16 protein-coding genes are annotated in these 14984 nt (G+C 71.1%); 5 read left to right on the top strand and 11 right to left on the bottom strand.

Annotation, left to right across the window (positions count from 1 at the left end; translation table 11 throughout):
* Positions 1–86: 86 nt before the first annotated feature.
* Complete coding sequence (locus tag OG714_RS50360; RefSeq protein WP_406131214.1) at positions 87–572, bottom strand: MarR family transcriptional regulator; 486 nt, start codon at positions 570–572, stop codon at positions 87–89.
* Between the two features lie 148 nt (positions 573–720).
* Here OG714_RS50360 and OG714_RS50355 point away from each other — a divergent pair, with 148 nt between their 5' ends.
* Together OG714_RS50355 and OG714_RS50350 are read left to right on the top strand one after the other, a co-directional pair.
* The gene (locus OG714_RS50355) at positions 721–1884 is read left to right on the top strand and encodes a PP2C family protein-serine/threonine phosphatase (protein ID WP_406131213.1); all 1164 of its coding nucleotides are present in this window, start codon (positions 721–723) and stop codon (positions 1882–1884) included.
* Between the two features lie 65 nt (positions 1885–1949).
* Entirely contained in the window at positions 1950–3143 is a 1194-nt protein-coding gene (locus OG714_RS50350) for a PP2C family protein-serine/threonine phosphatase (protein WP_406131212.1), read from the top strand.
* A 12-nt stretch (positions 3144–3155) separates the two neighbouring features.
* Here the strand turns inward: OG714_RS50350 and OG714_RS50345 are convergent, their stop codons facing one another.
* The 7 genes from OG714_RS50345 to OG714_RS50315 all read right to left on the bottom strand — a co-directional run bounded on the left by OG714_RS50345 (position 3156) and on the right by OG714_RS50315 (position 9908).
* Entirely contained in the window at positions 3156–3644 is a 489-nt protein-coding gene (locus OG714_RS50345; protein WP_406131211.1) for a MarR family winged helix-turn-helix transcriptional regulator, read from the bottom strand.
* Positions 3645–3756: 112 nt separating this feature from the next.
* Positions 3757–4383, bottom strand: coding sequence for a PAS and ANTAR domain-containing protein (locus tag OG714_RS50340; protein ID WP_406131210.1), 627 nt, complete (start codon positions 4381–4383; stop codon positions 3757–3759).
* Positions 4384–4438: 55 nt separating this feature from the next.
* The gene (locus tag OG714_RS50335; RefSeq protein WP_328685793.1) at positions 4439–4888 is read right to left on the bottom strand and encodes a response regulator; all 450 of its coding nucleotides are present in this window, start codon (positions 4886–4888) and stop codon (positions 4439–4441) included.
* Positions 4885–6507: an ATP-binding protein gene (locus OG714_RS50330; RefSeq protein WP_406131209.1), complete on the bottom strand. Its 1623-nt coding sequence runs from the start codon at positions 6505–6507 to the stop codon at positions 4885–4887. The genes OG714_RS50335 and OG714_RS50330 overlap by 4 nt, the downstream gene beginning before the upstream one ends.
* 88 nt (positions 6508–6595) lie before the next feature.
* A complete protein-coding gene (locus OG714_RS50325) occupies positions 6596–7822 on the bottom strand; it encodes a PP2C family protein-serine/threonine phosphatase (protein ID WP_406131208.1) in 1227 nt (408 codons plus the stop codon).
* A gap of 428 nt (positions 7823–8250) precedes the next feature.
* The gene (locus OG714_RS50320; RefSeq protein ID WP_406131207.1) at positions 8251–9048 is read right to left on the bottom strand and encodes a SigB/SigF/SigG family RNA polymerase sigma factor; all 798 of its coding nucleotides are present in this window, start codon (positions 9046–9048) and stop codon (positions 8251–8253) included.
* 500 nt (positions 9049–9548) lie between these two features.
* Entirely contained in the window at positions 9549–9908 is a 360-nt protein-coding gene (locus OG714_RS50315) for a helix-turn-helix transcriptional regulator (RefSeq protein ID WP_406131206.1), read from the bottom strand.
* A gap of 191 nt (positions 9909–10099) precedes the next feature.
* Here OG714_RS50315 and OG714_RS50310 point away from each other — a divergent pair, with 191 nt between their 5' ends.
* Positions 10100–10810, top strand: coding sequence for an ANTAR domain-containing protein (locus OG714_RS50310; RefSeq protein WP_406131205.1), 711 nt, complete (start codon positions 10100–10102; stop codon positions 10808–10810).
* A gap of 53 nt (positions 10811–10863) precedes the next feature.
* Here OG714_RS50310 and OG714_RS50305 read toward each other — a convergent pair whose 3' ends face one another.
* The 3 genes from OG714_RS50305 to OG714_RS50295 form a co-directional block, all read right to left on the bottom strand.
* The gene (locus tag OG714_RS50305) at positions 10864–11892 is read right to left on the bottom strand and encodes a Ppx/GppA family phosphatase (protein ID WP_406131204.1); all 1029 of its coding nucleotides are present in this window, start codon (positions 11890–11892) and stop codon (positions 10864–10866) included.
* Between the two features lie 70 nt (positions 11893–11962).
* Positions 11963–12958, bottom strand: a complete 996-nt coding sequence (gene ligD / locus OG714_RS50300; protein WP_406131203.1) for a non-homologous end-joining DNA ligase — start codon at positions 12956–12958, stop codon at positions 11963–11965.
* Positions 12958–13305, bottom strand: a complete 348-nt coding sequence (locus OG714_RS50295) for a DUF6479 family protein (RefSeq protein WP_406131202.1) — start codon at positions 13303–13305, stop codon at positions 12958–12960. The genes ligD and OG714_RS50295 overlap by 1 nt, the downstream gene beginning before the upstream one ends.
* 135 nt (positions 13306–13440) lie before the next feature.
* Between OG714_RS50295 and OG714_RS50290 the strand changes: the two genes are divergently transcribed.
* On the top strand, positions 13441–14025 hold the full coding sequence (locus OG714_RS50290; protein ID WP_406131201.1) for a carboxymuconolactone decarboxylase family protein: 585 nt from the start codon (positions 13441–13443) through the stop codon (positions 14023–14025).
* Positions 14022–14888: an RNA polymerase sigma-70 factor gene (locus OG714_RS50285; protein WP_406131200.1), complete on the top strand. Its 867-nt coding sequence runs from the start codon at positions 14022–14024 to the stop codon at positions 14886–14888. Before OG714_RS50290 ends, OG714_RS50285 begins: the two co-directional genes overlap by 4 nt.
* Positions 14889–14984 lie beyond the last annotated feature (96 nt).

Below are 14984 nucleotides of genomic sequence, written 5' to 3'. Positions count from 1 at the left end.
AGAAAGTAGCGGGTGTCGTCGCAGCAGGGGGAAGGATCTGGGATGTCCCGGTCGGCGGAGGCCACTCCGTGCACCGGGCGGCCGGGTCAGGCGGTGCGGCTGCCGGAGGAGTCGTCGTGGTCGTGTATCTGCGCCGCCGCCACCGCGCAGAACGCCTCGAGACCGGTGAGGAGCGCGCTGCGCCCGGCGGCCGGCATCTGTTCCAGCACCGCGCCGAGCGCCTCCTCGCGCCGGGTCCGCAGGTCCGACAGGAAGGACCGCCCCAGACTGCTGAGGTACAGGCGCACCTCGCGCCGGTCCGTGGGACTCACCTCGCGGTCGACGAAGCCGGCGGCCTGCAGACGGTCGCACAGCCGGCTCGTCGACGGGGGTGTCGAGGCGAGGTGGTCGGCGAGGGTGCGCAGGTTGATGCCCTCGTGGTGTTCCAGGATGAACAGGACCCGCAGCTGTGAGGCGGACGCGGGCGCCGTCGAGGCTCGCCCCCACAGGACCTCCAGCAGTTCCGCGGCCGTAGAGGTGACACGCGCGACCTCGTCGGGTTCGGGGCGGGGGTGGAAGGACGTCACGGTCACACTCTCGCAGGCACAGGGACGGGCCCCAGCCTACTAGGCACGCGCAACGGACACGGATGGACGAGACGACACGCGGCGCCGGGGCCGTACGGCCCACCGCAGGGCGGGCGGCGCGTGCCTCGGGTGAGAGATTGGCATACCTACGATCGTGAACAGATTCTTGGCTGTCGAGCGGGCGCTGCGCACGGCGGCTCCCCACGAACTGCCCGACGTCATCGGGCAGTTGCTGGGTCGGCACTACGCGGCGGACTCCGTGGACCTGCTGATGGCCGACTACGGCCTGACCGTCCTGCAACCCGTGACCGAGCTGCCGCACACCCTGCCGCCGGTCTCCGTGCACAACACCCCGGCGGGCCGCGCCTTCGGTGCCCAGGAGCCGTTCGTGGAGGGCAACTTCGGCGACGGCAGTGTGCGCGTGCACCTGCCGATCAGTGTGCGCGGGGACCGGCTCGGCGTGCTCTCGGTGACGCTGCCGGGCGGCGACCACGCGCGCGAGTGCCTGCCCGAACTGACCGAGCTGGCCGAGGTGTTGGGGCACGAGGTGCTGGTCGCCGAGCGCGACACGGACCTGTATCTGCGGGCCAGGCGCAAGGACCGGCTCACGCTGGCGGCGGAGATGCAGTGGCAGCTGCTGCCCGGCCGCTCGTGCTCCCGCTCCGAGTTCGACCTGGGCGCGCAGCTGGAGCCCGCGTACGCGATCCACGGGGACAACTTCGACTGGTCCGCGACGGCCGACCACCTCACCCTCTACGTCTCGAACGGCATGGGCGAGGGCATAGAGGCATCCCTTCTGACGAACCTGGCGGTCAACGCCCTGCGCAACGCGCGCCGGGCGGGCATCCCCCTCGCCGACCAGGCGGCCCTCGCGGACCAGGCCGTGTACGCCCACTATCAGGGCCGTAGCCACATGTCCGTGTTGATGTTCGACTTCGACCTCACCACCGGGCGGGCCCGGGTGGTGGACGCCGGATCGCCGCAGACGCTGCGGCTGCGTGACGGCGTGGTGGAGCGGATCGCGTTCGACGCGCAGTTGCCGCTGGGCATGTTCGAGGAGACCGACTACGTCGAGCAGGACTTCCGGATCGAGCCCGGGGACCGGCTCCTCTTCGTCAGTGACGGGGTGTACGCCGTCGCCTCGCCCAAGGGTGAGGCGTACGGGGACGCGGCGCTGGCGCGGGCGATCCAGCACACGAGGCTGCTGCCCGCCGCCGAGGTGCCGCGGGCCGTTCTGCGCGAGCTGACCGGCCATCGCGGCACGCCGACCCCGGACGACGACGCCTTGGTGGTGTGCCTGGACTGGCGGGGTCGGTGAGGTGCGGCCCGGCGTACCCCGCACCCACCGGCGTGACGCTAGTGTGAAGACACTGAGCCGGAAGGGTGAACACCGTGAGCACCTCTGAGTCGCTCCCCTCTGTGGAGAGCGAGTTGCGGTCGGCCCCGCCCAACGCTCTGGTGGAGACGGCCCGCCGCATTCTCGGTGACCGGGCCGGAGCCCGGGACGTCACCCTCCTCCTCGCCGACTACGGTCTGCGCGTGCTGCGTCCGGTCGCCCCGCTGCCGGGCACCGGCGAACCGCTGTCCGCCTACGACGGTCCGGCGGGACGGACGTTCACCGTGCAGACGCCCGTCGTCGAACCGCCGGAGGACGGCACGGTCACCGTGCACGTGCCCGTCACGGTGCGCGGCGACCGGCTCGGCATCCTCTCCGCCCGCCTGCCCGCCGCCGGCGCGGACGAGGCCGGGGTGGACCGGCTCGCCGAGTTCGCCACCGCGCTGGGCCACGAGATCGCCACGGCGGAGCGCGACACCGACCTGTACCTCCTGGCCCGCCGTACGCGACGGCTCACGCTCGCCGCCGAGATGCAGTGGCAGCTGCTTCCGGGGCGCGGCTGCGGTCGCCCGGAGTTCGTGATCGGCGCCCATCTGGAGCCCGCTTACACCGTGGGCGGCGACAACTTCGACTGGAGCACCGACGGCAGCCGGCTGACCGTGACGGTCACCGACGGCATGGGCCGCGGCATCGACGCCTCCCTGCTGACCAGCGTCACGGTGGGCGCCCTGCGCAACGCCCGCCGGGCCGGCGTGAGCCTCTCCGACCAGGCCCGCCTGGCCGACCAGGCCGTCTACGCCCAGTTCGGCGGCAAGGTGTACGCCTCGACCCTGCTGCTCCGCTTCGACCTCGCGACCGGCACGGTCCACGCCGTCGACGCGGGCTCGCCCCGGCTCTACCGCCGCCGCGGCGACACGGTGCGGCAGATCGAACTGGAGGCCCAGCTCCCCCTCGGCATGTTCGAGGAGACGGCCTACGAGGAGCAGATCTTCACCGTACGGCCCGGGGACCGGCTGGTGGCGGTGAGCACCGGCGTCCACGGGGCCCGTTCCCCGGAGGGCGCCCCGTTCGGCGAGGAAGCCCTGCGCCGGGCTCTCGACGCGGCGCCGACGCAGGCTCCGCAGGAGGTCGCGCGCTCGGTGGTGGCGAGCCTGGTCGAGCACTTCGGCAGCACGGACCTGACCGCGGATGCCGCCGTGGTCTGCCTGGACTGGAACGGACGCGACACCGACACACCGTGAGGCGGCGCGGCTTCACCCGTCCTCACCGGCCGGCGGATCCCGCAGCGTCGCGACGAACGCCCGCAGGCCTTGTTCCAGGGCCGCGCGGTCGTCCGGTTCCATGCCGCGTACGACCTCCGTCAGCGCCCGAGACCTGAGTTCGGCCACCTCGGCGAGCACGTCGCGGCCGTGCGTGGTGAGGCGCAGTTGTATTTCCCTGCGGTTGTGCGGCGCGGCCTCCCTGAGCAGCAGCCCGGCCGCCTCCAGCCGGTCGCACAGTCTGCTCACCGTGGGCAGCCCGGCCTCGAGCCGGTCCGCCAGCATGGTCAGGTTCGCGCCCGGTGTGTCCTCCAGGGCGTGCAGGGCACGCAGTTGATGGGGGGAGAGTCGTACGGACGCCTCGGTCGCCGCCGTGGTCCACAGTTCGGCCAGGCCGTCCACGGCATCGGCGATCCGGCCCGCGACGGCGTCCGTGCCGTCCGCTTGCGCCGGTTTCCGGTCCGCCTCCCCGTGCGGTGCCACGCGTTCGACACCTCAGAGAAGTCGGCAGTGTGGTGATTCGCCGCTCATGGGGTTGGCCTACCCGAGATTGCCACCCCCAAGCGGCCCCGTCTCCGGGAGCTTGGACGCCCGCTCAGTCGCGGTCGGGGTAGAGCACCGCCGAGATCCGCTGGTGCAGGTCGTGCTGCGGTCGGCCGGGTGCGGTGGGCGCGGCCTCGCGCACGGACTGGGCCAGCGTGCGGAGTTTGACGTTGGCGTACTGGGAGTGCCGGCGCAGGACGCGCATCGCGACGTCGGCGTCGATGCCGTAGAGGCCCATGAGCACACCGCGCGCGAGGTCGATGTCCTCCTGCGAGACGCGGGCCCGCTCGATGTCGGAGTCGGCGGTTCGCCGTGCCTCCTGCCGTACCGACTTCGTCACGTCGACGGCGAACCCGCGCAGCACCACCACGTCGCCGTCGTCTCCGGTGCGGCCGTCGCCGACGAGGACGAGGCTGCGTTCCTCGTCCGGCGTGCCGACCACGCGGATGTAGCAGCTGAAGGGGAGGCCGGTGGTCCTGCCGTGTTCCAGGGCGCTGTCGAGCCCGGCCTGGTCGTCGCTGTGGACGTGGCCGCGCAGCAGCTTGGCGGTGGGCGTGACGGCGTCGGGGTCGTAGCCGAGCAGCCGGAACATCTCGTCCGACCACCACCAGGTGTCCTCCGGCAGCCTGTGCAGGAACACCCCGGTGATCTCGTCGGCACGGTCGTCCTCCGACACCATGGCCCTCACCAACTCGACGCCCGTTTCATCACCTCGTACCAGAGACCCTAGCCCCTCAGCCGAAACGGTGGGGCAACCGGACGACCTGCACGAAGAAGTCGTCGATCTGCCGGACCGCGGCGATGAACTGGTCGAGGTCGACCGGCTTGGTGACATAGGCGTTGGCGTGCAGTTTGTAGCTGCGCAGGATGTCCTCCTCGGCCGACGAGGTGGTCAGGACGACGACGGGGATGTGCGCCAGCTCGGGGTCGGACTTGATCTTCTCCAGGACCTGGCGGCCGTCGTACTTCGGCAGGTTGAGGTCGAGGAGGATCAGGTCGGGCCGCGGGGCGTCGGTGTGCTCGCCGCGCTTGTAGAGGAAGTCGAGGGCCTCCTCGCCGTCCCGGACGACGTGCAGGGTGTTGCCGATCTTGTTGTCCTCGAAGGCTTCCCGGGTCATCAGTTCGTCGCCCGGATCGTCCTCCACCAGGAGGACGTCGATCGGGGTCGCGTCGGGGAGGGTCATGTGAGGGCCTTCTCGTCGTCGGTTGCTTCAGGGGTTTCGGTGGTTTCGGCGGTTTCCTCGGCGTACGGGAGCGTGAAGCAGAAGCGGGTGCCCTCGCCGACCCGGGATTCGATCCAGATCCGGCCGCCGTGGTGTTCGACGATCTTCTTGCACAGGGCGAGTCCGATGCCGGTGCCGCCGTAGGCGTCGCGGCTGTGCAGCCGCTGGAAGATGACGAAGACCTTGTCGGTGAACTCCTCGGGGATGCCGATGCCGTTGTCGGCGACGCACACCCGCCACATGCCGGGGCTCTCCGGGTCGGGGTCGCAGGTGACGGTCACGTGCGGGGCGCGGTCCGGGTGGCGGAACTTCAGGGCGTTGCCCACGAGGTTCTGCCAGAGCATCGTCAGCAGCGTCGGGTCGCCGACGATCTCGGGGAGGGACTCGGGCCGGTCGATCCGCGCCTCCGACTCCTCGACGGCCGCCGCGAGGTTCCGCAGCGCCTTGTCGAGCGCCGGGTCGAGGCCGAGCCGCTCCCGGGTGTCGTCGAGGCGCCCGACGCGGGAGAAGGTGAGCAGGTCGTTGATGAGGACCTGCATGCGTTTGGCACCGTCGACGGCGAAGTCGATGTACTGCAGGCCGCGGTCGTCGAGCTTGTCCCCGTACCGTTTCTCCAGCAGCTGACAGAACGAGGCGACCTTGCGCAGCGGCTCCTGCAGATCGTGCGAGGCGACGTACGCGAACTGCTCCAACTCGGCGTTGGACCGGCGCAGTTCGACGGCCTGCTCGTCCAGTTCCACGGCTTGGCGGCTGAGCACCTCCTCCTGGCCGCGGGAGGCGTCGAGTTCGGCCACGATCCGTCTGCGCATGCCCTCGACGGCTCCGGCGACCGCGGTGAGGTCGGCCGGGCCGTCGCCGGTGATGCGGTGCGCGAAGTCGCCCGCCGCGACCTTTTCCGACGCCTTGCTCAGCGCCTCCAGGGGCCGGGTCACCAGCAGTCGTACGAGTACGGCGAGGGCTACGCCGGTCAGCAGGAAGGCGGCGATCATGCCGCTGAGGACGGTGTCGCGTACCGTCCGCTGGTGGGCGAGGTGGGCGCGGCCCTCCTTCACGGCTTTCGCGAGGTCGGCGTTCTGTTTGGCCCAGAGGGTGCGCAGGTGGTCGAACTCGTGCTTGCCGCTGTCCACGGTGGCCTGGTCGACGGCGTGCGGCCGGCCGGGGGTGACGGCGGCGGCGAGGGGCGCGCCGTAGTCCCGCCGCCAGGCGGCCGCACCCTGCTCCACCGCCCGCAGATCGGCGAGGAGTTCGGGACGGTCTCGAAGCAGTACGCGCAGTCTCGCGGCCGCGCGTGCCTCGTCCTGCTGGCCGCTGGAGTAGGGGGCGAGGAACTGCTTGTCTGCGGCGATCGCGTAGCCGCGGATGCCGGTCTCCTGATTGACCAGGGCGGCCTGCAGCCGGTACGCCTCGGTCTGGGAGGGCTGGACGCGCAGCAGCAGATCGTCGGTGACCCGGGCCGTCTGGCTCAGCAGGCTGGCGCCGATCGCGGTGCCGACCACCACCAGCAGCACCATGAGAGACAGCGCCAGGAAGAACCATCCCTGCACCGTCAACCGGCGCCCGATCCCTGTTCCGCCCGCCATGTCCCTCACCGTTCGTCTCGTTTCGACACCCTCTCGTCCCACCTGCTCGTTTCCGGCGCGGTGAATCATGTCCGGGGCAGCTGCCGCTTCATGTCCAGTGCAGGTGCAGCACGGCGACGTCGTCCGCCAGGCCGCCCTGCGCCTCGGCCAGGCCCTCGGCGCGGGCGATGAGTTCGTCGACGAACCGCTCCGGTGCCAGTGCGGCCCGTTCCCGTGCGAGCCGTAGCAGTCCGTCCTCCCCGAGGCGCTCCGAGCCGCGTCCGACATGCCCCTCGAAGAGGCCGTCGGTGAACAGGACCACGGCGGCGTCCGTCGGTACGGCCAGTTCCTCGACCGGCCAGTCCGCGAGGCCGGGGACCACGCCCAGCGCCGGACCACCGGGCACCTCCACCCACTCCACCCGGCCGCCGTCCCGCATCAGCAGCCCGTGGTGCCCGGCCCGCACCACACGGGCCGTACGTTCGCCGGGTGCGGCGGCGAGGCTGACGAGGGTGGCGAAGACCTCGCTCCGGGCGCGCTCGGCGACCAGGAGTTCCTCCAGCCGGGCCACCTGTTCGGAGCCCGTGACACCGCTGAGCACCAGCGTGCGCCAGGCGATGCGCAGGGCCACACCCAGGGCGGCCTCGTCGGGCCCGTGCCCGGACACGTCACCGACCACCGCGTGGACGGTGCCGTCGACGCTCTGCACGATGTCGTAGAAGTCGCCGCCGAGCAGGGCCTGTGCGCGCCCGGGACGGTAGCGGGCCACCGCTTCGACGCCCTCGCCGCGCAGCAGGGGCCTGGGCAGCAGTCCCCGTTCCAGGCGGGCGTTCTCCTGGGCCTGCATGCGGCTGGCCTGCAGCGCTACGGCCGCGCGCTCGGCCTGCTTGCGCTGGATCGCGTAGCGCACGGCCCGGCCGAAAAGGCCCGGTTCGACCCGGCCCTTGACCAGGTAGTCCTGCGCGCCGGCGGCGACGGCGGCCAGTCCGGTCTCCTCCTCGGCGAGGCCGGTGAGGACCACGACAGCGGCCCGCTCGGCGCTCGCCCGGACCCGGGAGAGTGCCTCAAGGCCCTGGGCGTCCGGCAGGTGCAGGTCGAGCAGGACGCAGTCCGGCACGTCGACCGCGAGAACTTCGGCGGCCTCGGCCATCGACCGCACCCACTGCAGACGTATCTTCAGCGCGCTGTCGGCGACCAGTTCCTCCACCAGCAGCGCGTCACCGGCGTCGTCCTCGACCAGCAGGACGGCGGGCTGCCAGGCCACCCAGGTCTCCGGGCCGACCCCTTCGCCACCCACCGACAGCAGGTCGTCGGCCCGCGGCTGTGGCACCACCATGGCCCTGCCCTCCCCACCTGACCGTCTCGCGCGACCATAGTTGCCGTCAGACAACAGTCGAGAGCATACCGGTACGCCGGGACGTCCCGTACGCACTCGCCCCGACCGCAAGCGGAATGGCTCAACAGGCCCTGCGTTCCGCGTTGTTGAGGGTACGACGGCCACCTGGAAGTCGGCGAGGAACCCCCTCCCCCACCGGCCTGTGACCACGCGGACACAGCGGGCGCGCGGCGACGGGCCGGCCGGCCGCCGTTGCGTGCGCCGCGTCCGTCCAATGGGCCGGTTGTTGTTTGAACCAGCCTCAGCCCGGTAGTCCGAAGAGGGCGGCAGGCTGCCCAACCGCTCCCGGGAGGGTTCGGCAGTGAGCCCGCCACCGGCCGCCCCGGGATCACTCCCGCAGGGCGGCCGGCCTCCCCTTCCCGGCGCGGTCAGGCGGCGTCGGCCAGTACGCGTTCGCGCACCGTGGCACAGGAGTTGGTGATCAGTCGGGAGACGTGCATCTGGGAGACGCCGAGTTGCTCCGCGATGCGGCTCTGGGTCATGCCGCGGAAGAAACGGAGGTAGAGGATGACGCGCTCGCGTTCGGGAAGTGTCCGCAGGGCGGGCTTGACCGCCTCACGGTCGACGACCAGGTCGAATCCGGCGTCCCACTCCCCCAGCAGGCCGACGAGCGTCATCCCGGAGTCCTCCCCGGGCGTCTCGGCGTCCAGCGAGAGCGCGGAGAAGCTGTCGAGCGCCTCCAGACCGGCCTGGACGTCCTCCTCGCTCAGCTGCGCGTGCTGGGCGATCTCGGCGACGCTCGGGCGCCGGTCCGAACCCGTCGCGGACAGGTCCCGCAGGGCGACGCGCACCCTGTTGCGGAGTTCCTGGACGCGCCGGGGCACGTGCAGGGCCCACATGTGGTCACGGAAGTGGCGTTTGATCTCGCCGGTGACGGTCGGGACGGCGTAGCTCTCGAAGGCGTGGCCTCGGTCGGGGTCGTAGCCGTCGACGGCCTTGACGAGGCCGAGTGCCGCGACCTGGCGCAGATCCTCGTAGGGCTCGCCCTTTCCCCGATAGCGGCCCGCGATGCGTTCGGACATGGGGAGCCAGACCCGGACGAGTTCGTCGCGCAGGGCGACCCGTTCGGGTCCGGCGGGCAGGTGCGAGAGGCGGGCGAAAGCGGCGGCGGTGCGGGGGGCGTCGTCGTGCGGATGACGCTTCCGGGTGACGGTGACTGTGTCCATGGCGGTGCTCACAACTCCCTCAAGGGGTTGTCGAAGGACGGTCCCCATGGGAGCGGGCACGCACTGAGCAGGCGGAACACACCCGCGATCCGGCATACACCGGCTCCCACGGACGTGCCTCCTGTCCGAAGCACTCACCCTGCGCCTGCCCCCGCGCAGCACCCTGAAACACATGTACGAAGGCGATGACTCCCAGCCGCCATAACGTGACGAAAGGTGATCAATCATTGGAACTGGCGAAGATCCTGGGCCGCACGTCGCCCCTCGCGGAACCCGCGACCTGGGCGGCGTACGGTCCGGCGGGCCGCCACCCCTGTCGCCTCACGGCAGTTGAGGTGACCGATCGGGCAAGGGCGGGAATCGGGCGCGGCCCGACCGCCTCCAGCCCCTCAACGCCCGCGATCCAACGCCCTCGTGGTCCACGGTGATTGGCGTACCGTCGTCGGTTCGCCGACCACCGGCGATCGGCCCCACGCCATAACTCGCCGCAACTCGCCGCGTCACTCCGCGAGTTCGGAGTCCCGCTCGCCGGCCGGAGCCGTGGCCGAGTGCTCGCGCCGATCGTCATGCTGGGCGAGGGTCGAGAGCAGCGCCTCGACGGTCATCCCGGCCTCGGCCGGATGCCGGAGGATGGTTCCCGGCTGGATCCGGTAGGCGTTGGTCCGCCCCTCCCGTGTGTGGGTGAGATAGCCGTCCTGCTCCAGATCGGAAATGATCTTCTGGACAGCTCTTTCGGTGAGCCTGCATCGCACGGCGATGTCACGGATTCGGGTGCGGTGGTCCTCGGCGATCGCGGCCAGCACTCGGGCATGGCTGGTGAGGAACGTCCATCCTGTGTGCGTCTCGGATACTCCGTCCATGCCCCCAGCATAGGGCCCACCTTTCACGTATCCCGAGACACGAAACAGATTTCGTGTATATCTTGACGCGCTAAATGCGGCGGGCAAGACTTGACCGGGCAGAAAACAGGGCGGATGCCTCGGGAGCGGCTGCCATGCGAGAACACGAACGTAGCGCTCCTCCCAGGAGCGGGGTCCGGACGATCTGTGCGGTGTCCCCCGTTTCCGCGGTGGATCCCCCGTCGGCTTCGGCGTCTCTGAAGATCGCGACGCGGCCGGCCGGGACCCGGACGGTCGTCGTGGTCTCCGGGGAGATCGACATCGACACGGAACAGGCGGTGCGGCGCGCCCTGCGGCTGGCGCTCACCCGGTCGCCCGGCGGGCTGGACCTCGACCTGGCCGGAGTCGGTTTCTGCGACTGTGCCGGGCTCAACGTGCTGCTGTCCCTCCGCCGGATCGCCCTGTCGGACGGCAAGACACTCGCCGTCCGCGCCGTCAGCGCCGGGGTCGCGAGGCTGTTCGCACTCACCGACACGTCGTCGCTGTTCGTCCACGCGCCAGGGCCCGCGCCCGCCGACGCGGTGGTCGACGCCCGGCATCACCATTCCCCCACGACGCACGACCCGATGGAGGAGAACGGCGTGTCCGACGAGGCCGAGGAGCTGCGCGTCGAAGTCGGGCAGCTCAAGCGCGCGATGCTGACCCGGCCGGTCATCGACCTGGCCCGCGGAGTCCTGATGGCCTCCTTCGGTCTCAGCCGCGAGGACGCCTGGAGCGTCCTGGTCGACGTCTCCCAGCGCACGAACACCAAGCTCCATCAACTGGCCGAAGAACTCGTCGACTCGGTCAACGGAGCACCGCTGCCCGAGCAGCTGCGGCAGCGGATCTCGACGGCGGTCGCCGAGCTCTCACGCCCGGCCTAGGGGGGCGCGGCGCGGACGCTCGCCACCTGCCGGCGCGTGCCGGCTGACGTTCGCTACCTGCCGACGGGTGCCCGCTCCGGCACCGGCGCGATGCGCAGGGCGACCGTCCCCGCGGGTTCGGCGTCGTCGCTGCGCCGCGCCATCTCCGTCCACCACGATCCGCCGTCCTCGATGTACCGCAGCAGCACTCCTTCACGGATGCCCCAGGGGCAGACGGTGACGGTCTTGATGCCGGTGAGCTTCATGACCGTGTGCCCGACCACGGCTCCGGCCAGGCTCTGCGCGGCCCGCGGTGCCGAGACACCGGGGAGCAGGGCCCGGTCGGAGGCGGCGAGGGCCGCCAGCCGGTCGAGGCCCACGCGCAGTTCCGACCGCGCCAACCGCCGTTCCACGAAGGGACCTTGGCGTCCGGGAGCGGCGCCGCAGAGCCGGGCGAGCTGCTGAAAGGTACGGGACGTCACGACGGTGGTCCGGGGCCCTTCCCAGCGGATCCGTGCGGCCACGTCCCGCAGTTGGTGCCGTACCTCGCGACGCAGCGCCTTGACCGCATGCTCGGGCGGCGGGTCCTGGCCGGAGAGGAAGTCCCGGGTCAGCCGGCCCGCGCCGAGCGGCAGGGAGGCCACGAAGTCGGGCAACCGGCCGCGCCCGAAGGCGACTTCGAAGGATCCGCCGCCGATGTCGAAGAGCGCCAGCGGCCCGGCGCGCCAGCCCATCCACCGCCGGGCGCCGAGGAACGTCAGCTCGCCCTCCACCTCTCCCGGCAGCGTGCACAGCCGTACGCCGGTCTCGGTGCGCACCGCGCGGAGCACGTCGCGCCGGTTCGGCGCGCCGCGAACCACCGCCGTGGCAAAGGCGAGTGGGCCTGCCGCACCCCAGAGGCGGGCGGTCTCCGCGGCGGCCGACACCGACTTCACGAGGTGGCGTACGGAGTCCTCGGGGATCTCCCCGTACGGCTGCCCGACGCGCTCGGAGAGCCGTAGTTTCCACTTGGCCGTGTGTACGGGCAGGGGTACGCCGTCCTCCACGTCCGCCACCACGAGCCGAACCGTGTTCGAACCCACGTCCACCACACTCATCCGCATGAACCGGTGCGTACCCAATGCCGGAGCCGTCAGTCGTCCTGATCGATCTTCAGTTCGACGAACAGGTGATTCACCCGCGCAGTTCGTCAAGTCGCCGCCCGGCCGGGGTGAGGGAACGTCCCCGACTCGGCAGCCCCGCCCAGGGGTTGGTGCGGGCCTGGTCCACGGCGTCGGTGATGGTCCAGCGACGGGCGTCGAGGTCCGGATCGTCGAGTTGGTCCCAGCTGATGGGGACCGCGACCGGGGCTCCGGGCTTCGCGCGAACGGCGTAGGGGGCGACGGCGGTCTGCGCGTAGCCGTTGCGCTGTATGTCGAGGTAAAGGCGATTCCCGCGGTCCTTCTTGCGTGCGGCCGTGGTGAGGCGGTCGGGGTGTGCCCCGACGAGGTGGTCGGCGACGTCCTTGGCGAAGGCGCGTACCGCGTCGAAGTCCTGCCGCCCGTCGAGGGGCACGACCAGGTGCAGACCGCGCGAGCCGGTGGTCATCGGCGCGGACGGCAGCCGTAGTTCGTCGAGCAACTCCCGCAGGAGCAGGGCTGCTTGGCGTACGACGGCGAAGTCGTCCCCGTCATCTCCGTTGCCTCCGTTGTCTTCATTTCCTCCGTCCGACGGGTCGAGGTCGAAGACCAGGCGGTCGGGCCGGTGGAGCCCGCTCGCCCGGGACAGCCAGCGGTGCGGGGTGAGGCAGGCCTGGTCGGCGAGGTACACGAGAGTGGCGGTGTCGTCGCAGACGAGGTGCGTGACCGTGCCGCCCTCCTTGGACACCTCGACGCGTTTGATCCAGTCCGGGTAGTGCGCCGGGACGTTCTTCTGCATGAACCGGGGGCCGTCGATCCCGTCCGGGTGCCGCTCCAGCATCAACGGGCGTCCGCGCAGGTGCGACAGCATGAACGGGGCGACGGACCGGTAGTACGCGACGAGGTCGCCCTTCGTGTACCCCTTGCCGTTCCCGTCGGCGGGGAACAGCACCTTGTCGGGCCGGTGGACGACGAGGCTACGGCGGCCCGCCCGCACGGTCCGGACGCCTGCCGAGGTCTGCTGGCCGGCTGTGGTCCGGGTGCCTGCCATCAGGAGTCGCCGGACCTCTCGTCCCAGCGCGGACGCTCCTGGTTCTCACTGCGCCTGCTTCCGGAGTGGCGGAGGTTGTGCGGGAGGAGCCGCTCGCCGTCGGGGGTGCGCGGTACCTCGTCCGGCTCCCGCTGTTCCCGGACCTCCCGGACGGCACCGGATTCCGGCAGCCGGGGCTGCTCGTCCGGTCGCGGCGGCGCCGGTTCCCGCTGGCGCACCTTGATGCCCAACCGGACGGACCACACCAGCAACGCGACGATGACGAGACCGCCGGCGAAGGCCACCACCAGGCCCATGGCGGCGCCGGATGCGGCGAGGTCCACGTGTTCGTTCTCGGTGATCATCATGACGGCCGAGTACCCCCGCGCGAAGTGGCCAAGCGTGGCAGCCGACCGGAGTGGCCGGCCCCGGTGTCACATCCGGGGGCCGGCCGGTGTCTTCATGTCGAACCACCGACCAGGCACACATACAAGGAGGACACCGTGACGATCCGCGTTCCGAAGGCCGAGCTTCCCTACGAGCTCCGCGAGAACATGATCAAGCAGCTCGGGGCCGTGCCCGAGCCCGTCGAAGTGCTGTGGAACCAGCCTCAACTCGCCCAGGCCAACCAGGAGTTCTCAGCAAAGGTGGGCACGTGGGACGCCGCCGACGCGGGGCTCAAGACGTTCGCGCACATGGCTGTCGCGGCACAGGTCGGCTGTAGCTGGTGCCTCGACGTCAACTACTTCCACGCGCTGAACCAGAACCTCGACCTGGCCAAGGCGAGCCAGGTACCGCGCTGGCGGCAGTCGGAGGTGTTCACACCGCTGGAGCGTGACGTGCTCGCGTACGCGGAGGCCATGACGAACACACCGCCGACCGTCACCGACGAGCTGTCGGAGAGCCTGCTGGAGCGGCTCGGTCCGGCGGCGCTCGTCGAACTCACCGTGTTCATCGGGTTCGCCAACATGGCGGCCAGGTGCAACACCGCGCACGGGATCACCTCGCAGGGCTACTCGGACTCGTGCGAGATTCCACTGGCCCTCCGGGCGGAGCACACCGGCGCCGACGTAGCGTCGACGGCATGACCGAAGACCCCTTCGTCGCCCACCGCAGCCTCCTGTTCACGGTCGCCTACGAGATGCTCGGGTCGGCGGCCGACGCGGAGGACGTGTTGCAGGAGTCGTGGCTGCGGTGGGCCGACGTCGACCGGGCACAGATCCGGGACCCGCGGTCGTACCTCATCCGGGTCGTCACCCGGCAGGCGCTCAACCGGCTGCGCACGGTGTCGCGCCGCCGTGAGGAGTACGTGGGCGAGTGGCTGCCGGAACCCTTGCTGACCAGTCCTGATGTGGCCGAGGACGTCGAGCTCGCGGAGAGCGTCTCGATGGCGATGCTGACGGTGCTGGAGACGCTCGGGCCCACCGAGCGGGCGGTGTTCGTGCTGCGCGAGGTCTTCGAGATGCCGTACGGCGAGATCGCCGAGGTCGTCGGGAAGTCCGCGGCCGCGGTGCGGCAGGTCGCGCGGCGGGCCCGGGAGCATGTGGCGGCCCGGCGGCCGCGGGTGCGGGTGAGCCGGTCGGAGCAACAGGCCGTGGTGGAACGGTTCCTGCGCGCCCTGCGGACCGGGCAGTTGCAGGAGCTGATGGAGGTGATGGCCCCGGAAGTGGTGCTGGTGACCGACGGCGGCGGGGTGGTCGCCGCCGCGCTCACCCCGATTCACGGCGCCGAGTCGGTGGCGCCGATCCTCGCCCGCGCACACCGGTTGGTGGCCGCGTTCGACACCACGCCCGTGTGGCTCAACGGCGAGCCGGCGGGCCGGCTCGAGATCGACGGCGAACCGTCCACGGTGAGCCTCGTGGTGGAGGGCGGCCGGGTCACCCGCATCTATGTGGTGCGCAATCCACGGAAGTTGACGCAGCTGGACGAGCCCGCGGAGCTGTCCAGGTGAGTCCGTCGCCGTCCTGGTTCTTGTAACTTCCTTATGTGCAGGGGTAGTTGAAGGGATCAGCTCTACGATCGTCTCGGCTGTGCGCATCCTGTGCGG

It is taken from the genome of Streptomyces sp. NBC_00989 (assembly GCF_045162655.1).
Taxonomy (GTDB): domain Bacteria; phylum Actinomycetota; class Actinomycetes; order Streptomycetales; family Streptomycetaceae; genus Streptomyces.
The sequence above is the reverse complement of the archived record's forward strand: the minus strand, read 5'-3'. Positions and strand labels throughout refer to the sequence as shown.